The following is a 19,952-nucleotide window of genomic DNA, read 5'->3' on the forward strand; positions in this document are numbered from 1 at the left end:
CGGGTGGCCGACAGCAGCGAATTCTCCTTCACGGTAGGTACCCGTCTCGACGGGGACCGGCACGGGCGTACCGGCGTCATCAGTACGCCGCACGGGGAGATCGCGACGCCCGCCTTCATTCCGGTGGGGACGAAGGCGTCGGTGAAGGCGGTGCTGCCGGAGACGATGAAGGAGCTGGGGGCGCAGGCGCTGCTCGCCAACGCCTACCACCTGTATCTGCAGCCGGGTTCCGACATCGTCGACGAGGCCGGTGGGCTCGGGAAGTTCATGAACTGGGACGGGCCGACCTTCACCGACAGCGGTGGTTTCCAGGTGATGTCGCTGGGTGTGGGTTTCAAGAAGGTGCTCGCGATGGAGGCGGTCGGGGTGCGCTCCGATCAGGTGATCGCGGCGGGCAAGGAGCGGCTCGCCACCGTCGACGACGACGGTGTCACCTTCCGCTCCCACCTCGACGGCTCGAAGCACCGGTTCACCCCCGAGGTGTCGATGGGTATCCAGCATCAGCTCGGCGCCGACATCATGTTCGCCTTCGACGAACTCACCACCCTGATGAATACCCGTGGCTACCAGGAGAAGTCGCTGCAGCGCACGCACGAGTGGGCGCAACGCTGCATCGACGAGCACGAACGGCTCACCGCCGCCCGCACGCATCGGCCCTACCAGGCGCTGTTCGCGGTGATCCAGGGCGCGCAGTACGAAGACCTGCGCCGCAAGGCCTGTCGTGAACTCGAATCCATCCGGGGCAGTGGCGGAACGGAATTCGACGGGTACGGCATCGGCGGTGCGCTGGAGAAACACAATCTCGGCACCATCGTCGGCTGGTGCTGCGACGAGCTGCCCGAGGCCAAACCGAGGCACATGCTCGGCATCAGCGAGCCCGAGGACATGTTCGTCGCCATCGAGAACGGGGCCGACACCTTCGACTGCGTGAACCCCTCGCGAGTGGCGCGCAATGCGGCGATCTACGTCGACGAGGGCCGGTTCAACATCAACACCAGCCGCTTCCGCCGCGATTTCACCCCCATCGACGAGAACTGCGACTGCTACACCTGCGCGCACTACACCCGCGCCTACCTGCATCACCTGTTCAAGGCCAAGGAGATGCTCTCGGCGACGCTGTGCACCATCCACAACGAGCGGTTCACCGTCCGCCTGGTCGACCGGATCCGGGCGAGCATCGAAGGCGGCTACTTCGACGAGTTCAAGAAGGAATTCCTCGGCCAGTGGCAAGGCCGTATCAAAGCGCCGGGGGAGTAAGCGTTGCCGGACGCTCGATCACCACGCTCTGGTGGCGCGGGGCTCTCGGTCGATGCCGCCACCAGAGCGTGGTGATCACCTGACCGGCGTCAGTCGTGTAGCGCGTCGACCTTCGCAGGAGCGTAGGTCGGCTCCTTCTTCTTCAGGATGGCTATGACGCGGTAGGTGATCGGGAGGACGAGCACCTCGCACACGGTCTTCCAGACGAAGCCGACGATCACGAAGTTGACGAACGACTGCCAGGTGTCGATGCCGATCGCCGGGGCGGCGATCGAGCAGAAAATCAGGGTGTCGGCGAACTCGCCGACCACGGTCGACCCGATCAGCCGGGCCCACAGATGCTTTTCCTTGGTGCGTTCCTTGATGAACACCAGCGTCGCCGAGTTCAGCAACTGACCGACGAAGTACCCGGCGAGCCCGGCGAGCACCAGCTGCGGGGTGGTGCCGAGAACGGTGCGGAACGCTTCCTGGTTCTCGTAGAAACCGGCGGCAGGCAGCCGGACGGCGACGAAGAAACAGCCGACGGTGAGCAGCAGCGCCGCGAAACCGGTGTAGATGGCGTGGCGAGTGGCGCGGAAGCCGTAGACCTCGCTGAGGACGTCACCCAGGATGTAGGCCAAGGGGAACAGGAAGAAGGCGCCGTCGGTGGCGATCGGCAGGATCTGCAGCGGGCCGAGCACGACCGAACTGCCGGAGAAGAACTCCACGCCCTTGGTGGCGCAGATATTGGAGATGATCAGCGTCGCGGTGAACACGGCGACGATTACCGGATAGAACCCCCGCGCTACCTGGGCGAATGCCGCATGCTCCGGCGCGGGGTGCCCAGATTCGGCGGGTTTGTCGAGCGAGTTTGCATCAGTCACGGGTTACATCTTCCCAGCAGGGGCACGCAGGTCCCCGCCTCGAGCGCGCCAGCGCTCCAAACGCCTATGCAATACGCTGTAGCAATGACGAATCCCGGCGATTCCGACGAGTGGTGGAAGCAGTACGGCGGTTCCGGCGTGTCCCCGGAATCCGGCGCGCCGGGTTCGGTGCCGCAGTACCCGACCGCCCCGCCGTCGCAGCCTTCGAGCTACCCGTCCAACCCGCAGCAGTCCGCGCCGCAATACCCGCAGCAGCAACCGCCGTCGCAGCCGCAGTATCCGAACTATCAGCAGCCTGCCGCGCCGCAGTATCCGCAGCAGCCGCAGTACGGCGGATACCCGGCGGCCGGGGCCTACAACCCGTACGGCGGGTACCCGCAGCCGCAGGGCACCAACGGCCTCGCCATCGGCGCGCTGGTGTCGTCGCTGATCGGCCTGTGCAGCTGCGGTGTCGGTTCGATCGTCGGCATCATCCTCGGTGTGATGGCGATCAACCAGATCAAGGAACGCGGCGGTGAAGGCAAGGGGATGGCGCAGGCCGGCATCTGGATCGGTGCCATCTCCCTGGTGCTCTGGCTGCTCTACATCGTTTTCGTCGTGGTCCTGGGTGTGGTCGGCGGGATGGATTCTTCGTCCACCTACTGACTTTCGCGGACAACACAAGGGGCGCTTCCGGAATCCGGAAGCGCCCCTTGGGGTTTTCGCAGGTCGGGGCTGAATCAGCCCTTGACGACCTGGGTTCCGCCTGCGAACTTGTCGTGCCAGCCCTGCTTGTTCGGGTCGTTGTTGATGGTGACCGCGATGTAGATGGAAAGGCCGGTGGTGACCAGGCCACCGAGGCAGTAGATGGCCAGGGGCGCAAGGAAGATATTGCGCTTGAGCGAGGCCTCCGGGGTGAGCTTCGGCGCGCCACCGGGGGCGACGACCCGCAGACCGAGCAGCTTCTTGCCGAGAGTGGTGCCCTGCGTCACTTCGAAGCCCACGTTGTAGCCCACGTAAGCGATGCCCATGATCACCCACAGGATGATGCCTGCGAGGAACGGGCTGTCCATCAGTGCCATACCGAGGACGAAGTTCAGGATTCCCAGCGGAATACCGATGATGAAACCGTCGATGACACGCGCGCCGAGGCGCGTGCCGAGGTCACCGGCCTGCGAGCCACCGAAACCCTGCTGGTTGTACGGATCGGCACCGTAACCGGGCTGCGGCTGCCCGTACGGCTGCTGGCCGTAGGCGGGCTGCTGCTGACCGTACGGGTCGGCCTGCCCGTAACCGGGCACCGGCTGGCCGTATCCCGGATTCGGCTGACCGTAAGGCTGCTGCTGTCCGTAACCCGGCTGCTGCTGGCCGTAGGGGTCCTGGCCGTAGCCGCCGGGCTGACCGCCCTGCGGGTACTGATTGGGGTCGTAACCACCGCTGGTCATAAATTCGTCCTCGTCGTGATCAGTAGATCGGTCGTTGCGTACGTTACGGACATCGGTCTGGTTGGAACAACCCGATAGGCTCGAGTATCCATGGTTTCTCCGGGATGCGCGCCGGGTCGAAAACCTCGCGGAGCTCTGCCGTTGTGCGAGCGGCATATCCGAGTGAATCGGCGATCGCCGCCACCACGTCGCCGGGCGTGTTGCCGAGCGCCATCTGGTCGGAAAGGCTCACCGCCCCATCACGTTTGGCAAGCCTTTTACCTTCGGTGTTGAGTACCAACGGAACATGGGCGTAGACGGGCCGTGACAGCCCGAGCAGGTCGGCGAGATAGGCCTGGCGTGGGGTGGACGGCAGCAGATCGTCGCCGCGCACCACTTGGTCCACACCCTGGGCGGCATCGTCGACCACGACGGTGAGGTTGTAGGCGGGGATGCCGTCACCCCGGCGCAGCACCAGATCGTCGACGGCGCCTCGGTGGCGGCCGTGGCGCAGGTCGGTGATCTCGTAGTCGGTCACGTCGGCGCGCAAGCGCACTGCGGGTGAACGGCCTTCGGCCCGGCGAGCGGCACGCTGTGCGTCGGTGAGCGTGCGGCAGGTGCCGGGGTAGGCGCCCATCGGACCGTGCGGTGCGGCGGCGGCCTGCTGGATTTCGCGTCTGGTGCAGAAACATTCGTAGGTGCGCCCGGCCGCGGTGAGTTCCTCGATCGTCGACTCGTAGACCGCCAGCCGGTCGGATTGCCGCAGCACCGGACCGTCCCAGTCGAGCCCGATGGCGGCGAGGTCGTCGAGCTGGCGTTGTGCCGCTCCCGGGCGGACCCGGTCGAGGTCGTCGATGCGCATCCGGAACGCGCGCCCGGTGGTGCGGGCGTAGAGCCAGGCCAGGATGGCGGTGCGCAGATTGCCCAGGTGGAGCTCGCCCGAGGGGCTCGGGGCGTAGCGGCCTGCACCTGGTGAACTGGACACCTGTCCGATCCTAGTCGGTCGGGCGGCGCAGCCTCGGCCGCAGCTGTTCGTCGGTGAGCTGGGCGCCGCCGTCGATGGCGTCGAGCAGCTGTTCGGCGTAGGAGATCAGGCCCGCACGGTCGACATCGTGCTGCTGGGCATTCGCCGGGTAGGCGCCGAGCCGCTCGCAGGCGCGCTGTAGCAGGGTAGTCGCGCCCTTGGTGTTGCCGCGCTGGATGTGGGTCAGGCCGACGGCATATTGGGCAAGACCCTGCCAGAGCATTCGCTCGGCAACCGGCCCGTTCTTCCAGGCCGCCTCCAAAACCTCGTGTGCGTTGAATGCCAATCCGTCGTCCAGCAGTTGCTGGGCGAAGGTCAGAGTTTGCTGGGGGGTCAACTCGAGATCGTCGGGAATTCGGGCGACTCCGGCACTGCCGGGCGGCAGTGGTCGGCCGAGTCGGTCGCGTGGGCGGTCGTTACGGGCACGACCTGCGGCGTCGCGGTCACGGGAGATCATTCCCCCATGATCCACGTCCACGTCGGATGGTGCTGATGTGGCCTGTGAGGCGGGCAGGAAAGTGACGTATCACGAACCAATCACATGGAAGTAAATCCGCATGTGTCAAGCCCGTGGGGAATGGGTAAGAGGCTCCGGCAATGCCGCCGCAAACCCGAACCTTCGCAAGCTTGGCAAACGGATATGAGAAAGCAAATTCTCATCCGCAAACTTGCGGAAGACCTGCTAGTGTTTCTTCCGCGGGGGCAGCCCCCGGAGGCGGAAACGCCTCATGCGCTGGTTCGTGCCGATCGGTTGCGCGTTCCGGGTGGCAGTGCTGTGGGTGCCACGAAGTAACTCGTCGGTCGCGCCGTAAATCGGAAATGCTGAACCGATTCGGCGGTGTTATCCCGTTCTCACTGATGCAAAGGAGCAAGTGCTGTGGAGGTTGATGTGACGGGCGCTGTGTGGCGCAAGAGCACCTACAGCGGTCCCGATGGAAACTGCGTGGAAGTCGCCTTTCTCACCGGCGGCGAAATCGCGGTCCGCGACACCAAGGATCACGGGCGTGGCCCCGTGCTGGCCTTCGGACCAGGAGCGTGGCGAGCGTTTCTCGCCGACGTCACCGCGGGACAGTTCGCGCGCGGCTGAACCGCGAATGCGCCTGAACCGGGCAGTCCGGGCCCCGGGTCGATAGGACTCGGGGCCTTCTCTCGGCGTGGCCTATCGTGGCCGGGTGACCGGAATGGCCCCGCGCGACGCGACGATGTTCTGGCTGTCGCGCCGCACCGCCAATGATGTGTTCCTGCTCTACTGTTTCGCCGAAACGCCTACTCCTACCGAGGAACTGCGCGCCGCCGTTGCCGACCGCGTCGCGCTCATTCCCGATCTGTGCCGCCGGTTGCGCGAGACCGCGTTCGACCTCGACTATCCGCACTGGATTCCGGCCGAATTCATTCCCCAGCAATTCATTGCCCACCGGCCCGACGGCCTACCGTGGCCCACTCTGCTCGACCGGCTCGGCGAACTTCTGGGCACCGGCGTCGACGCCACCGAACGACCCTGGCGGCTGCACGTTTTCCGTGGCGTTCGCGATGCGCCGATGTCGACCGGGCCCGCGCTGGTCGCGGTGGTTCAGATCTCCCATGCTCTCGCCGACGGCACCCGTGCGGCCGCACTCACCAGATCCCTTTTTATCCACAGGGTTCCCGGTGTACCTGTGGATAACTCGGTGAAACACCGAGTGGATCCTGTGAAAACGCCGGTGAGCCCTGTGGATTACTGGGGACAACTCTGTGGATGGATGGATCCGAGTGTGCTTGGGGTACTGCGTTTTCCCCGGCAGCTGGTCGCGACGTTCCGCCGTGGTCTGGCGGCGGGCCGTGCCCACCAGGAACTCGCCGAGCGCACCGCCGCCGGCGAAGTGCCCGCGCCCACAACCGGCTTCGCGCCCGGTGCGCTCAACACGATGCGGCCCGTCGCGGCGCTCGACCATCAGGTCCGCATGCTCGTCGTCCCCGCGGACGCACTCCGCCGCCCGCACGTCACAGTGACAGTGCTTGCGCTGACGGCGATTTCGCGCGCACTCACCACCTACCTCACCGAGCACGGTCGAGCACCGGAACGCCTCGGCGCCGCACTGCCGATGGCCGTGCCCGCATCGAGCGACGCGCACAACAACTACCGGAGCCTGTCCATCGACCTGCACATCGAGGAACCCGACCTGCGCGCCCGTGCCGAACTGATCGCCGACGAACTGCGAACCCGTCGTGAACGCGCGCTGAATCCACTTCTCGCCGTGCAGGATCGAGTCGGTGACACCGTTCCCGCGCTGTTCGCGGTGTGTGACGTCGCCCGCGCCGACCTCGACACACCACCGCAGGCGATCGACGGCAACACCGTCGTCTCCAGCGTGAATCGTGGTGCCGCCGACCTCACCTTCGCGGGCGCGCCGGTCCTGTTCACCGGCGGATTCCCGGCGCTCGGCACCGTCATGCACCTGACCCACGGCATCCACGGGCTCGGCGAAACCATCACGCTCTCCGTGCATTCCGACAAAGCGGCCGTGCCGGATCCGGATCGGTACCTGGCCCTGCTCGCCGAAGCGGTGGACGCCGTGCGCGGCTAGCGCTTGCCCGCCCGCCCCAGCTCGTCGCCGATCGCCCGCAGCGCCGAACGCAGCGCGGTGGCCGCGTCGGTGCCCGCCGCCTCACCCTCGATCAACCCGTCGATCCGGAACGGACAGAAGTACCCCGAATCACCCTGGTGTGGGCGGCCGATCTCGATGAGGGGACGGCCGGTCCGATGCGCGATAGCGGCGGCGAGTGCCGCGTCGGCCGCGCGCGGATCGCGCCGCACGCGGGGGAGGGCAGGCACCGCCTGGGCGTGCACCCGCTCGTACCAGTCGATCACCTCGGAAGGCGCGGCGCGCGTGCCGGTTTCGTAGTGACCGAGCGCGGCCCGGCTGTACGGAACGCGGGTGGCCAACCCCGCCAAGGACAATCCGGCTTCTTCCCGCAGCCGCCGCAACCGCGCGCCTACGAGTCTCCCCTGCTCGCCCCGACTGGACATGCAGCCATCGTAGAGAACTGTAGACGTTTGTAGACGCTTTTTGCTGTCCAAAAGGTCTTGACAGTGACCATACTTTTCCCTGGCGGCTTCACCAGAACCATACCGCGCCACCCGTGCAGCACTGACACGTTCGGAGGGGAAAGCATGGATGTCTACCTGTGGATCGCCCTTGGCCTCTTGGGATTCGGGGCACTCACCCGGTACCTGCTGTTACTACCGCCCGCCGAGACCGTCACCGGCCGTCCGACCGTCGCCGACATCCGCCGCAGGATTCAGTCCGAGCGGGCACCCGGCCACGATTCGACGACGCCGTCGCCGCGCAACATCTCCAGCAGGAGCTTCTCGGCGTCGGACTTCTCCCTGGCCAGTGCGCTCCAGCCGCGCACCACACCGTCGGGGCCCGATTTCGTCGTCCACGAGCCCACCGCATGAGCGCCCTGGGGGTGCAGCGAGTAGTAGATGGTGCCGACCGGGAAGGCGACATCCATGCCACGCACCCAGCCGGTGATCGCGTCGCCGTCCCATACCCGCATCTCACCGCGCACACCCGGCCCCGGATCGTCCTCGGCCGCAGCGGTTTCGGCGGTGTCGAGCAGCAGGTGGTCGCCTTCGTGCCGGATCGTCACCTCCGCTACCTCGACCTCGTCACCGTGTTTCGCCGCCTTCTGCCAGGCTGCCCACCAGCGGCCCGCCAGGTCGACCCGGTTGTCGACGATCCCGGCCAGTTCCGCCAGCGAGATGCGCAACGCGTCGGCCAGCCGGATCGCGACCGGAAGGGTCGGCGACTGCTCCTCGGATTCATACCGGGTGATCTGCCGCGAACTCACCCCGATGGCGGTGGCCAGCGCGGGCTGCGACAGCCCGAGCAAGCGCCGCCGCTCCTGAATCACCTTCCCCGTCCCGGTGTTCATACAGTCATCGCCTCCATTGCCGGCCCCTACCGTCACACCCTGCCCGACACATCCGCGCCGGACCCGCCGCCACGGGTCGTCACCGGCGATATCGAACATCACTGGCGCACCGCACATGCCGACTGCGTGGCCGATTCTCCCATCTCTTCGCTCCAGCAGGCCCGTTTCGTGCTGACCGAGCACGACGGGTGCGGACCACGTTGCCTGCAGCACCTCGCCGCCACCGCCTACAGCACGGGTCTGATCGACGACATCTGAGCAGGTCGCGGGGAGTTACGAACGACACGTTGACGAACTCGTGACGAGACGGCGAACCGGCACGAAACGCCGTTACGGTCGAAGTATGACAGCGGAGCACACGGCGGACGACGACGATTCGTCCCTCGGACGCCTCGGTTCGCGTCCGCGTCTGCGCCTGCGCCGCCCGTTCTGGCGTCCGCTCGAACGCGCGACCGCCGACAACATCGTCGCCGCGCCCACCCCGCTGCGCCCGATCGACCTCACCGACGACGCCGAGGTGTCGCAGGTGCTCGATCTGGCGGTACGGGTGGGTGAGGTGGTGCTCGCCGCCGGTACCGGTGTCGGCGACACCTCCGCGCAGGTGCGCTTCATCGCCTCCACCTACGGGCTGGACAAATGCGATATCGACGTCACCTTCGACGCCATCCGCATCTGGGCCGACCGCGGCCCGTATCTGCCGCCGGCCAGCGATATGCGGGTGGTGAAGTACCGCTCGCTCGACTTCACCCGCCTCGCCGCCGTCGACCGGTTGACCCGGCGCATCCGCACCCAGGTGGTTCCGGTGGAGAACGCGCACGCCGCGCTCGACGAGATCGTCTCCGCCCGGCACCCGTATCCACGCTGGGTCTCCACGGCGGGATGGTCGCTGCTGGCCGCGGCCATCGCGGTGCTGCTCGGCGGCGGCGTGATGCTCGCGGTGATCAGTTTCGCCACGACCGCCGTCATCGACCTGGTGAACCGGGCGCTGCATCAGCTCGGTCTGCCGTTGTTCTTCCAGAACATGATCGGTGGCGTCATCGCCTCGACCCCCGCGATAGCGCTGGCCGCGTTCAGCGACCAATGGCGAGCCGATGCGGCGCTGATCGTCGCGGCGGGGATCACTGTGCTGCTGTCCGGATTGCAACTGGTCGGTTCGGTACAGGACGCCATCACCGGTGCGCCGGTCACCGCCGCGGCCCGCATGCTCGAAGTGGTGATGATGACCGGCGGCATCGTCGCGGGCATCGGTCTGGCCCTGCGGGTTTCGACGATTCTCGGGATCGAGGTGCCCGAGATCGCGGCGAACGCGGGTCGCGATACCGAGTTCCTCGCGCTCAAGCTCAGTGCCGGTGCGGTGGCGGCGGTCGCGTTCGCGATGGCCTGTTACGCCGAGCGGCGGGCCTTGTTCGCGGCCGGTCTCAGCGGTGCGGGTGGCACCGCGGCCTACCTCGTCGTCCAGGACATCGGGTTCGGGCCGGTCGTCGCCTCGGGTGCGGCGGCCACGCTGATCGGCATGGCCGGTGGTCTGATGGCGCGGCGCGCGCTCACTCCGCCGCTGGTCGTCGCGGCCGCGGGCATCACGCCGCTGCTGCCCGGTCTGAAGGTGTACCGAGGGCTGTACGCCCTGCTCGAGGACGAAACGCTGCTCGGGTTCGGGCAGATTCTCGGTGCCTTCGGCGTGGGGTGCGCGCTGGCGGCGGGCGTCATTCTCGGTGAATGGTTCGACCGGTTGCTCAGCCGCCGCGGCACACCGCGCGACTTCGACCCGACCTACACCAGCGACCGCTGACTCAGACCGCGCCCATCAGCGTGCGCGGTCCGTCGGCGGCGGTGTCGGCCGGCGCCGGATCCTGGATACGGGGCTTGCCCGCGGCCCAGCGCATCTGGCTGCGCGCGGCGGCCGCCTCGGTGGAGGCGGGGATGACGAGCAGCGCGAGGCTCGCGCCGTTGCTGCCGACCAGGTGCATGATGCGCGCGGCCTCGTCGGCGCCGGATTCGTCGGCGGTCCAGTCGAATCCGAGCTGGGCCAGCTTGCCGATCTGCGGGCCGACCGCGGTGACCAGCTGGTGCATCTCGGTCATCGGCGCGTCGGTGCGCGGCCACCAGGCGCCGTCGATCGGGCCGGGTGCCGTCTTGCGGTCGCGCAGCATCAGGCGAATGGGGCCCGCTGTGTCGCGACCGATAGTCGTGTCAGGTGTACTCACGAAAGTTTCCTCTTGGTGTGTTCGGCCGGCGCTCTCGGCGCCGGCCGGTGTGCGCCGTCGGTTTCGACGGGCACGAAGCCTTTAATACCCAGTTCCGCTGTGTCTGCACGCGCGATTTATCGCGGCGACGACGGCGGTCGGGTGCGGTGGGGGTCTCCCGCACCATCGGGGGTCACTCTACGGACACCCACCGACAGATCCACCGGATCAAACGAACAGGGCCCCGACCGGCGAACCGATCAGGGCCCTGCTGTGGCGGAGGATAGGGGATTTGAACCCCTGAGGGCGTTAACCCAACCCGCGTTCCAGGCGAGCGCCATAGGCCACTAGGCGAATCCTCCGTGGAGCAGCATAGCGGGTCGACGGGGGCCGATGCCAAACCGGCCCCCGTCCTACCCCGCTGACCTGCTATTTCTTCAGTGCGGTCAGGACCTTGCGGACCTGGGTTTCGGCGGCCGAGCGCAGGGTCGACTTGTCGACACTGCCCATCTTGTCCACCTCGATCTCCACCTTCACCGAGATATTGCTGTCGTGCGCGGCGACCACGTAGATGTAGTCGTTCGGGATGGAACCGTAGATGCGCTGCTCGTAGGCGTAGTACGCCTCCGTGCCGAGGCCGCTGAGCGGGCCGTGGTCGTAGTCCTTACCGGTGGTCTTGGTGTCGTAGCCCTTCCAGCGCGAGTAGTCCGATTCGGTCTCGTAGCTGGACTTGAACGCCACCTCGAGCGAGATCTTCGCGCCGGTGCCGCTGCGGCCGGAGTCCTGGTTCTTGGCGTCGCAGTTGTAGGAGCCGCCACCGCCGTACTCCGAGGGCTCACGCTCGGTGTGCGTGGTCGTCTCCCTGGTCGAGGACCACTGGTTGAGCACCGTGAGGTCGATCAGGTCGCAGGCGTTCTTGCCCTTCTGGAAGGCGTAGTCACCTTCCCATTCGGACGGGTTGGGACCGAACGGGTTGGTCTCGTCGGCCTTGTTCGCGGCGAACGCGATGAGGCCGATCACCAGCACGCCGACCAGCAGCACCGCGCCGCCGACGATCCACCACACGGCCTTGTTGCCCGACGACGGCGGACGCGGCGGCGTGCCCCACTGCTGGGCCGGGTACTGCGGCGGCGCCGCGAACGGCTGTGCGGTGGCGCCTGCCTGGTAGGGCAGGCCGGTGTAGGGCTGCGGGTTGGCACCGCTCTGGTACGGCGTCGCCGCCGGGGGAGCGGTGTAGGGGTTGGCGCCGCTGTGCTGGGGCGCGGGCGGTGCGGTGTAGGGGCCGGGCGCGCCGATGTCACCGCGCAGGATGGTCGGATCGGCCTGCTGTGGTGGCTGACCCGAGTCGGGGCCTGGGCGTTCCCACCACTGCACAGTCGGGTCGGACGGCGGTACGTCGCCGCCGGGCGGTTGCTGGTTCGGGCCGGTCACGCGCGGAACCCCCTCGTAGTCATGGGGAACCGGGACCCCCCTTGCCGATATCGCACTGATCGTAGCCAGCTTCGTCATGCGATGACGTATCTATACGCCTACGTACACTGGTTCTTCCGTCGTCGGGCGAGCAGAAACGGAGCACACGTGGGCGTCGCGCGAACACCACGCGAACGATGGATCGAAGAGGGGCTGCACGTGCTCGCCACCTCGGGTGTCGACGCGGTGCGGGTGGAAGCGCTCGCCAAACGCATCGGCGTCACCAAGGGCGGTTTCTACGGCTACTTCGCCGACCGCGAGGCCCTGCTGACGGCGATGCTGGAAGCCTGGGAGCGCGAGGCCGTCGACGAGGTGCTCGCCAAGGTCGACAACGCGGGCCTCGATCCCAAGAACCGGGCGCGCATGGCCGGTGTCCTCACCCTCTCGGATCACCGGCTGCTGCCCATCGATCTGGCCGTTCGCGACTGGGCCCGGCGCGACGACGACGTCGCCACCCGCCTGCGCCGCGTCGACAACGCGCGAATGGCGTTGCTGCGCGAGACGATCGGCGAATTCTGCGATGATCCCGATGAGGTGGAAGCCCGTGCCCTGCTCGCCTTCTGCGCCGTGATCGGCGGGCACTTCCTCGCCGCCGATCACGAGGGCCGCACCCGTGTCGAGGTGCTCATCCGAGCCGCCGACCTGCTGTTCGAACCCCGAAATCGCTAGTGCGCGCGATTGCGGCTACACTGGCCGACGGATCCCGCGCGGCGCGCATCCTGTGAACTCCCCCAGGGCCGGAAGGCAGCAAGGGTCAACGGGCTCTGCCGGGTGCGCGGGGTCCCCTTAATTTTCGGGACTCCGCTGCACACCTTCGCAGCGTGCGAGCCCATCCTCCCCGGATACCCTGCCGATTCCCGGCAACCGCCGGGTAACGTTGCGGGTACACCCACCTTGCTGCTTCGAAAGGCTGCCCAGGATGCCCCGGCAAACGCAGATCGGTTTGATGAGCCACGCGGAACTCGTGTCCGAGCACGAGTCCCAGACCGCGAACTACGCGACGCTCAAGACCGAGAAGCTCACGCTGGATCTCACCCGAGGTAAGCCGTCACCGGAACAGCTCGACCTCTCCTCGCCCCTGTTGGCCCTACCCGGCGACGGCGACTTCCGCGACGGCACCGGCACCGACTGCCGCAACTACGGCGGCCTCACCGGCCTGCCCGAACTGCGCGCCATCTTCGGCGAACTGCTCGGCATCCCCGTCGACCAATTGGTGGCGGGCAACAACGCCAGCCTCGAGATGATGCACGACATCATCGTCTTCTCGATGCTCTACGGCACCCCCGACTCCCCGCGCCGCTGGGCCTCCGACGAGCCGGTCAAGTGGCTGTGTCCCGCCCCCGGCTACGACCGGCACTTCGCCATCACCGAGGCGCTCGGCATCGAGATGATCACCATCCCGATGCGCCACGACGGCCCCGACACCCACGCCATCGCGCGGTTGCTGGCAAACGACCCGCAGATCAAGGGTCTGTGGGCGGTGCCGAACTACTCCAACCCCACCGGCGTGGTCTTCTCCGAAGAGGTTGTGCGCGAACTGGTTTCGATGCCCGCAGCCGCACCCGACTTCCGCCTGTTCTGGGACAACGCCTACGCGGTGCACCCGCTCACCGACACCGCCGCACCCGTGCTCGACGTGCTCGGCATGGCGGCGGCCGCCGGTCACCCGAACCGTCCGCTGGTCTTCGCCTCGACCTCCAAGATCACCTTCGCCGGTGCGGGCGTGAGCTTCTTCGGTGCGTCCAAGGCCAATATCGACTGGTACCTCGACCACGCGGGCAAGAAGAGCATCGGCCCCGACAAGCTCAACCAGCTGCGCCACCTGCGGTTCTTCACCGACGCCGAAGGCGTGCGCGAGCACATGCAGAAGCATCGGCGGTTGCTCGAGCCGAAGTTCGCGCTGGTGCGCCGGATCCTCGAGGATCGGCTCGGTGCGTCGAAGGTCGCGTCGTGGACCGAGCCCAAGGGTGGGTACTTCATCAGTCTCGATGTGCTCGAGGGGACGGCGGCGCGGGTGATCGCGTTGGCCAAGGACGCGGGGATCGCGCTGACGGCCGCTGGGTCGGCGTTCCCGTACCGCAACGATCCCGAGGACAAGAACATCCGGATCGCGCCGAGTTTCCCGCAGCTGCCGGAGCTGGAGAAGGCGATGGACGGGTTGGCGACCTGTGTGTTGCTGGCCGCGACGGAGAAGCTGCTCGAAGCCTGACCACGAACGAGGCCCCGCGTACCCCGCCTGCCGGGATACGCGGGGTTTCGTCTATTTCTTGTGGGCCAGGGTCGCGAAGACGGTGACCGAGATGTGGGTGTGGCCTCGGGCCGCGGCCTCGTGGAGGTCGGTGCGGAGTTGGTCGCGGGCTTCGGGGGTGACGGTTCCGCGCAGGACCGCGAGGTCGGCTATGCGGTTGACCAGGGCGCCCGCGCCGATGGTTCGGTCCTGGACCAGGGCGTGGGAGCCGATCTCGTCGACGATCAGGCCCGCGTCGGTGAGGAGGCCGGCCAGTCTGCGACCGGAGAAGGGGTTGGTGGTGGAGGAGATCAGGGTGTCGATCACCGCGCGGGCCACCTCGGGGGCGCCGGGGTGGATGATGGCGGTCGCCCAGTCGGCGTCGACGACCACCGCGCGGCCGCCGGGGCGCAGGACGCGCGCGATTTCGGTCGCGGCGCGGGCGGGGGCGGTCAGGTGCTGGAAGACGCGTTCGCACAGGACGGCGTCGAAGGTGTTGTCGCCGAAGGGCAATCCGTAGGCGTCCCCGGAGACGAAGGTGGCGGTGGAGCCGCGTTCGGTCGCGCGCCGGGTGGCGGAGGCGAGCAGATCCGGGTCGGGTTCCACGCCGACGGCGGTGCCACGGGGGCCGACCGCGTCGGCGAAGGTGAACACTTCCGAGCCGGTGCCGGAACCGATGTCGAGCGCGCTGTCGCCGGGCCGCAAACCGAGTCGTTCATGGGTCCAGGCGCCGAGAGCGCGCACGCCGGGCTGTGTCACCTCCAGGTCATGGGCATCGATCAGCTGGGGTTGTCCCGCCCGATCGAAACGGTCCGGGCGTGGGGTGTAATCCGTCATTCGTACCGCCGATGTGGGTGCAGTGAAATGTGTCACGATGAATATATGACCCGAACGCTGTGCCTTGCCCAGGACGCCGAGGCCGATCAACTACTCAGCACCGACGATTTCGCCTTGCTGCTCGGCATGCTCCTGGATCAGCAGTACCCGATGGAACACGCCTTTCGGGGGCCGCAGAAACTGGCCGGGCGAATGGGCGGATTCGATCTGCGCCGTATCGCCGAGGCCGACCCGGCCGAATTCGAGGAACTCGCCGCCACCCCACCCGCCATCCACCGGTACGGCCGGTCGATGGCCCGGCGCGCGCAGGCGCTCGCCAACTACATCATCGAGCACTACGACGGCGTACCAGCCAAGATCTGGACCGAGGGCGACCCCGACGGCAAGGAAGTGCTGCGCCGGTTGCAGGACCTGCCGGGCTTCGGCGCGCAGAAGGCGAAGATCTTCCTCGCCCTGCTCGGCAAACAACGCGGTGTGCAACCGGAGGGCTGGCGAAAAGCGGCGGGTGCCTACGGCGACGAGGGTTCGCGCCGTTCGGTCGCCGACGTCGTGGACGCCGAAACCCTCGCCGAAGTAAGGGAATTCAAGAAACAAGCGAAAGCCGCGGCCAAAGCGGCCGAGTGAATTCGGCGATTGCGATCTCGGTGCGTTTATTCCTCGTCAGGCAAACGCGTTTACCGGAAGCTTTCCGGCATGAAGATGAGGAAGTTCGCCGTGGTTGCGGCACTGTTGACCGTGGCGACCGGGGTCACCGCGGGCACCGTCAACGCGGCGCCCGAGCAAGCAGCACCGATCAACTACACCGCCGAGGTCGTCGACGAGTCGAGGGCCGTCGTCACCACCGATGCCGGATCGCTGGTCACCGAGGACGGTGCGTTCAAGATCAAAGCCGCCGATGGAACCACCGTCGCGGCCACCCCGCTGACGTTCCGGCTCGACGAGTTCGAGTTGCCGATCGCCGCCGAGATCTCGGGTAACACCGCCACCCTCACCCCGCAGCTCGACCCGGCCAAGGCCGTCTACAAGCCGGTCGCCCTGCCGTACGAGGACAAGGCGCCCTGGAAGTCGGAGTACGAGCGTGAGCAGGCGGCCTGGTCGCGCCTGACCTCGACGATCTCGATGGGCGCGACCATCGGCACCCTGGTCGGCGGGCTCGGCGGGGCCGCCGCCGGTTGCATCGCGGGCGCGGCGCTCGGCCTCGTCGCCACCGGTGCGCTGCTCACCCTGTTCGGCCTCGGCCCGCTGGGCGGGTGCGTCGCGGGTGCGGCCGCCGTCGGCTTCCTCGGCGTGATCGCCGGGCAGCTGTTCGTCACCGGCCCGGTAGCCGTCGCCGCCGCGATCCAGTACTTCACCACCATCAACCAGCCCTTCACTCCACCGGCCAAGTAGGCCGCCCGCGCACGAACCCCTCCCGGCGTCCTCGGGAGGGGTTCGTGCTGTGTCACAGCACCTTTACGCCTTCCACCGCACCGCGCTGACCTGGTGATTTGCTGTGTGTCACCACACAATTCGCCGGTCGGTCTTGGATGGGTGGCGATTCGGTGTTAATTTGATTGTTATGTCCGGCAACCATCACTCCGCCCCGCGGGTCACCTACGTGACCGCCGCGCTGGGTCTGCGGTTGCCGTTGACGCGCGAACTGTGTCGTTCCTGCCGCTGCAGCTGAGCCTGTCGGGCTCGCGAGCTGCCACACCCCTCGTGTAGGCAAACCCGTAGTTGAAACGGGCTTTTCGGCAAGGAACTGCATATGTCTGCCCCCATTCTCGACCGCCCGATTTCGCGGGTGGTCACCGGTCGTCCCCGAGTTTCGCGTCCCGTCGTTGCCCCTGAACTGCGGCGCAGCGACAACCCTGCCGCCGCCGTGCTGCGCGCCGCTGTCGGCGGCCCCATCTCCCGCGACAATGCCGCCCGGGCAACGGGTTTGAGCATCGCGACGGTGAACCGCCAAGTGGCCGCGCTGCTTTCAGCCGGTCTGCTGCGTGAACGCGCCGATCTCACCGCCGCCGGTGCGGTCGGGCGGCCACGGGTGCCCTTCGAGATCGACCACGACGCCTACCTCACCATCGGCATCCACATCGGCGCCGCGGCGACGAAAATCGTGGCCGCCGACCTGCGCGGCCGCATCCTCGGTGGGCTTGCCATCGCGACACCGCAGACCGGGCAGGACTTCGCCGTCACCACGGTCGCCCGCAGCGCCAAGGCATTCCTGCAGCGCTGGCACCGGCGCACCCCGCTGTGGGCAGGCGTCGCCATCGGTGGCCGGGTAGACACGCACACCGGTCTCGTCGACCATCCGAAACTGGCGTGGCAGGGCGCACCGCTCGGCCAGGTCCTCGGCGACGTGCTCGAGCTGCCGGTTTCCGTCGCGCCCCACGTGGAAGCGATGGCCGCCTCGGAACTGCTGCTGCCGACCTTCGACGCGCGCGGCCCGGAACAGCCCGCCGACCAGCCAGGCAGCAGCCTGTACTTCTACGTCCGCGAGACGGCCGGCATCGCCGTCACCCTCGACGGGCGGGTACACACCCCGAGCAACGGCCCGGGTTCCATCGCGCACCTGCCCACCGGTTCGGACGTGCAGTGCACCTGCGGCAGGCGTGGCTGCTTGGAAGTGACCGTCGGCGATCGGGCGCTGCAGGCGCGTGCGGTCGGGCGCGGGATCATCCCGGCGCACAACGGAACCGCGGGCACCACCATCGCCGACCTGTACCGGGCCGCCGAGTCCGGTTCCGAGGGCGCCCGCGAGCTGCTCGCCGAACGCGCGACCATGCTCGGCCAGACCGTCGCCTTGGTCCGCGACATGCTCAACCCGGACCGGGTGGTCCTCGGCGGACAGGCCTTCACCGGCTACCGCCCGGCCCTCGGCCACGTGGCCCGCGCGTTCACCCAGAGCACCCAGCTGCCCCCGACCGACATCCGGGTCAGCGGATTCGGCGGCAAGGTCCAGGAATTCGCCGCCGTCGTCACCTCGCTCAGCGCGTTGTACGCCGACCCGCTGGCCGCCCTGCGCCGGGTGTAGCTACTTACACGCGCCTTCCAGGGCCGTGATGAAGAACGGGAACTGGGAGGCGAAGCGGTGCAGGTTGCGGTCGCGGTCGTAGCCGGCGAACCAGTACAGGCCGGGCTGGGAATCGGCGGACGGGTCCATATCGCGGAAGGTGCGGATCCAGTTGTCGGCGCGACCGCTGATCACCGTGTAGGGCAGGGCGCGAGAGAAGATCGTCTCCTGATCGATCGGTGGGATGCGGTCGCGTGACACCGAGTCGAGTCCGCGTCCCATCGCCTTGATCCGGCCGACCACGGTGTCACCCAGCGTGGTTCGCGTCGGCAGGTAGTTCGGCAGCACGACCGCGGCCACCCCGGCCAGCAGGATCGCCACGCCGACCAGGGCGTGCCCGGCGGTCAACGCCAGGGCGACGGTGGTCGCGGCGCCGACGGCGATCAGTGCGGCGCCGATCCAGCGGGGCAGCATCCGCTGCTTCGGATCGGCCAGCGCGCCGGTCGACACCGCATCGCGGCGCATGGCCTCGCGGATCGGGTCGAGTTGCAGGCGGCCGGGCGCGCGCAGCTCACGCACGGCGACGGTGTCGGTGCCCTCGGGCAGCAACATGTCGTAGACGACCCGCTCGTACTCGCGCAGCTGGTCGTCGGGGGCGTTGACGCGGCTGATCCGCCAGTCGTCCTCGCCGCGCGCGTTCACCGGGGCGATCCACAGGTAGCGGCGCACCGCCAGATCGACGACGGTGGCGGCGATGTCGACCGGGTCGACGTGTTCGTCGAGCAGCAGACCTGCCTCGCCGGGCAGGACGCCGTCGGGGGAGGTGAATTCCATCCGGTCACCGCTGGTGACGAGCGGGTCGAACGTGTCGCTGGTGGCGCGGGCCGTCGCACCGCGCTTGCGGGCGGTGAGCACGTAGGCGATCATCCCGGCCAGTGCCAGCAGCAGGGCGCCGAAGGCGGCGAGGACCGGGGTGGTGAAGGCGAAGAAGTTGTTCGAATCACCGTCGCGCACATCGGCATTGGCGGGCACCGTGCCGGGTGGCATCTGCAGGGTGAGGTCGATCGCGTCGCCCTTGCGCAGGTCGGTCTGGCTCAGGTACAGCACACCGTCGGGTTCGACGTGCACCTCGGCGCACGGGCGCGCACTGCCCGCGGGGCCCAATTTGCAGTCGACGATGCCCATTTGGAAGCTCGGGCTGATCACCGACACATCGAGGGAGGCGATGTCGGCGTTGAGCACGCCGAGCCAGTGGAACAGCTGCGTGCCCGGCGCGTCGGCGACGGTGTTGTGCACCGTATACGTGAACTTGGATTCACCGGGCTCGGCCTTCACGACGAACTGGTCGTCGACGGTGGTCGCGGTGCCCGCCCCGGTCGCGGACACATCGGTGACCTCGAACACCCGCTCCACACCGTCGCCCAGGCCGAGGCGCAACGGCAGCGACATCGTGAAGTTCCCGTCGGCGGGCACCGCGACGGTTTCGACGACCTGCAGCACGCCTGTCTCGGTCAAGGTGAGATCGGCGGTGATCGACACCCCCGCGGGCTGCGTGTGGGCTACCGGAGCGGCCGCGAGCAGGCCCGCCGAAGCGAGCAGCAGCGCGCCCGCGGCGCCCCCCCGAAAAGTCAGCATGGCTGCCTACTCTAGACAGCTTGCTATCCTGCGTCAGCGGCTGTCGGCGACGAACTAGACGAGGGGGTACGGGGGACGTGAACCAACCACCGTACGGCTACGGCCCATACGGGCCCGGTGGACGACCGGTTCCGCCACCC

Annotated in this window: 21 protein-coding genes, 1 tRNA gene and 1 other RNA gene; 12 read left to right on the top strand and 11 right to left on the bottom strand. The window is 67.9% G+C overall.

Annotated elements, in window-relative coordinates:
- Positions 1-3: 3 nt before the first annotated feature.
- Positions 4-1,257 (top strand): tRNA guanosine(34) transglycosylase Tgt, encoded by a 1,254-nt coding sequence (gene tgt / locus ACSVDM_RS15460; RefSeq protein WP_439265684.1) that lies wholly within the window; start codon positions 4-6, stop codon positions 1,255-1,257.
- 89 nt (positions 1,258-1,346) lie between these two features.
- Here the strand turns inward: tgt and ACSVDM_RS15465 are convergent, their stop codons facing one another.
- A complete protein-coding gene (locus ACSVDM_RS15465; protein WP_067640328.1) occupies positions 1,347-2,120 on the bottom strand; it encodes a queuosine precursor transporter in 774 nt (257 codons plus the stop codon).
- An 84-nt stretch (positions 2,121-2,204) separates the two neighbouring features.
- Between ACSVDM_RS15465 and ACSVDM_RS15470 the strand changes: the two genes are divergently transcribed.
- Positions 2,205-2,765, top strand: a complete 561-nt coding sequence (locus ACSVDM_RS15470; protein ID WP_067640330.1) for a DUF4190 domain-containing protein — start codon at positions 2,205-2,207, stop codon at positions 2,763-2,765.
- A 74-nt stretch (positions 2,766-2,839) separates the two neighbouring features.
- On the opposite strand, the gene ACSVDM_RS15475 is transcribed toward ACSVDM_RS15470, so the two are convergent.
- Genes ACSVDM_RS15475 through ACSVDM_RS15485 form a run of 3 tightly spaced genes read right to left on the bottom strand, consistent with a single transcriptional unit; the run spans position 2,840 to position 5,004 of the window.
- Complete coding sequence (locus ACSVDM_RS15475; RefSeq protein WP_439265687.1) at positions 2,840-3,544, bottom strand: RDD family protein; 705 nt, start codon at positions 3,542-3,544, stop codon at positions 2,840-2,842.
- A gap of 43 nt (positions 3,545-3,587) precedes the next feature.
- Positions 3,588-4,508 carry a tRNA glutamyl-Q(34) synthetase GluQRS gene (gene gluQRS / locus ACSVDM_RS15480; protein ID WP_439265688.1) on the bottom strand — a complete coding sequence of 307 codons (921 nt, stop codon included), beginning with the start codon at positions 4,506-4,508 and terminating at the stop codon, positions 3,588-3,590.
- Between the two features lie 10 nt (positions 4,509-4,518).
- Positions 4,519-5,004 carry a DUF309 domain-containing protein gene (locus ACSVDM_RS15485; RefSeq protein ID WP_439265690.1) on the bottom strand — a complete coding sequence of 162 codons (486 nt, stop codon included), beginning with the start codon at positions 5,002-5,004 and terminating at the stop codon, positions 4,519-4,521.
- 420 nt (positions 5,005-5,424) lie between these two features.
- Here ACSVDM_RS15485 and ACSVDM_RS15490 point away from each other — a divergent pair, with 420 nt between their 5' ends.
- Positions 5,425-5,634 (top strand): DUF397 domain-containing protein, encoded by a 210-nt coding sequence (locus ACSVDM_RS15490; protein ID WP_067494664.1) that lies wholly within the window; start codon positions 5,425-5,427, stop codon positions 5,632-5,634.
- Positions 5,635-5,719: 85 nt separating this feature from the next.
- Entirely contained in the window at positions 5,720-7,111 is a 1,392-nt protein-coding gene (locus tag ACSVDM_RS15495) for a wax ester/triacylglycerol synthase domain-containing protein (RefSeq protein ID WP_439265692.1), read from the top strand.
- On the opposite strand, the gene ACSVDM_RS15500 is transcribed toward ACSVDM_RS15495, so the two are convergent.
- Both ACSVDM_RS15500 and ACSVDM_RS15505 read right to left on the bottom strand, forming a co-directional pair.
- Complete coding sequence (locus ACSVDM_RS15500) at positions 7,108-7,554, bottom strand: helix-turn-helix domain-containing protein (protein WP_084457204.1); 447 nt, start codon at positions 7,552-7,554, stop codon at positions 7,108-7,110. The genes ACSVDM_RS15495 and ACSVDM_RS15500 overlap by 4 nt on opposite strands.
- Before the next feature lie 272 nt (positions 7,555-7,826).
- A complete protein-coding gene (locus ACSVDM_RS15505) occupies positions 7,827-8,465 on the bottom strand; it encodes a helix-turn-helix domain-containing protein (RefSeq protein ID WP_166655806.1) in 639 nt (212 codons plus the stop codon).
- 126 nt (positions 8,466-8,591) lie between these two features.
- Between ACSVDM_RS15505 and ACSVDM_RS15510 the strand changes: the two genes are divergently transcribed.
- The gene (locus tag ACSVDM_RS15510) at positions 8,592-8,723 is read left to right on the top strand and encodes a hypothetical protein (protein WP_255284036.1); all 132 of its coding nucleotides are present in this window, start codon (positions 8,592-8,594) and stop codon (positions 8,721-8,723) included.
- A gap of 85 nt (positions 8,724-8,808) precedes the next feature.
- Positions 8,809-10,254, top strand: a complete 1,446-nt coding sequence (locus ACSVDM_RS15515) for a threonine/serine ThrE exporter family protein (protein ID WP_084476706.1) — start codon at positions 8,809-8,811, stop codon at positions 10,252-10,254.
- A 1-nt stretch (position 10,255) separates the two neighbouring features.
- Here ACSVDM_RS15515 and ACSVDM_RS15520 read toward each other — a convergent pair whose 3' ends face one another.
- From ACSVDM_RS15520 to ACSVDM_RS15530, 3 genes are all read right to left on the bottom strand, one after another.
- Entirely contained in the window at positions 10,256-10,669 is a 414-nt protein-coding gene (locus ACSVDM_RS15520; protein ID WP_133734144.1) for a DUF5994 family protein, read from the bottom strand.
- Positions 10,670-10,922: 253 nt separating this feature from the next.
- A tRNA-Ser gene (locus ACSVDM_RS15525) sits at positions 10,923-11,010 on the bottom strand.
- 67 nt (positions 11,011-11,077) lie between these two features.
- Positions 11,078-12,079: a hypothetical protein gene (locus ACSVDM_RS15530; RefSeq protein WP_439265694.1), complete on the bottom strand. Its 1,002-nt coding sequence runs from the start codon at positions 12,077-12,079 to the stop codon at positions 11,078-11,080.
- 147 nt (positions 12,080-12,226) lie between these two features.
- Between ACSVDM_RS15530 and ACSVDM_RS15535 the strand changes: the two genes are divergently transcribed.
- From ACSVDM_RS15535 to ACSVDM_RS15545, 3 genes are all read left to right on the top strand, one after another.
- A complete protein-coding gene (locus ACSVDM_RS15535) occupies positions 12,227-12,787 on the top strand; it encodes a TetR/AcrR family transcriptional regulator (RefSeq protein ID WP_067640344.1) in 561 nt (186 codons plus the stop codon).
- Positions 12,788-12,813: 26 nt separating this feature from the next.
- An RNA gene (gene ffs, locus ACSVDM_RS15540) (signal recognition particle sRNA small type) lies at positions 12,814-12,908 on the top strand.
- A 129-nt stretch (positions 12,909-13,037) separates the two neighbouring features.
- Complete coding sequence (locus ACSVDM_RS15545) at positions 13,038-14,327, top strand: aminotransferase class I/II-fold pyridoxal phosphate-dependent enzyme (RefSeq protein ID WP_439265696.1); 1,290 nt, start codon at positions 13,038-13,040, stop codon at positions 14,325-14,327.
- Between the two features lie 51 nt (positions 14,328-14,378).
- Here the strand turns inward: ACSVDM_RS15545 and ACSVDM_RS15550 are convergent, their stop codons facing one another.
- On the bottom strand, positions 14,379-15,182 hold the full coding sequence (locus tag ACSVDM_RS15550; protein WP_439265698.1) for a methyltransferase domain-containing protein: 804 nt from the start codon (positions 15,180-15,182) through the stop codon (positions 14,379-14,381).
- Positions 15,183-15,227: 45 nt separating this feature from the next.
- Between ACSVDM_RS15550 and ACSVDM_RS15555 the strand changes: the two genes are divergently transcribed.
- From ACSVDM_RS15555 to ACSVDM_RS15565, 3 genes are all read left to right on the top strand, one after another.
- Complete coding sequence (locus tag ACSVDM_RS15555) at positions 15,228-15,806, top strand: HhH-GPD-type base excision DNA repair protein (protein WP_357150917.1); 579 nt, start codon at positions 15,228-15,230, stop codon at positions 15,804-15,806.
- A gap of 69 nt (positions 15,807-15,875) precedes the next feature.
- On the top strand, positions 15,876-16,571 hold the full coding sequence (locus tag ACSVDM_RS15560; RefSeq protein WP_357150919.1) for a hypothetical protein: 696 nt from the start codon (positions 15,876-15,878) through the stop codon (positions 16,569-16,571).
- A gap of 358 nt (positions 16,572-16,929) precedes the next feature.
- Positions 16,930-18,198 carry an ROK family transcriptional regulator gene (locus ACSVDM_RS15565; RefSeq protein ID WP_067640355.1) on the top strand — a complete coding sequence of 423 codons (1,269 nt, stop codon included), beginning with the start codon at positions 16,930-16,932 and terminating at the stop codon, positions 18,196-18,198.
- On the opposite strand, the gene ACSVDM_RS15570 is transcribed toward ACSVDM_RS15565, so the two are convergent.
- Complete coding sequence (locus ACSVDM_RS15570; RefSeq protein WP_439265701.1) at positions 18,199-19,812, bottom strand: DUF2207 family protein; 1,614 nt, start codon at positions 19,810-19,812, stop codon at positions 18,199-18,201.
- Positions 19,813-19,952 lie beyond the last annotated feature (140 nt).

Source organism: Nocardia sp. JW2, assembly GCF_051843015.1.
In the GTDB taxonomy this organism is placed as follows: Bacteria; Actinomycetota; Actinomycetes; order Mycobacteriales; family Mycobacteriaceae; genus Nocardia; species Nocardia coubleae.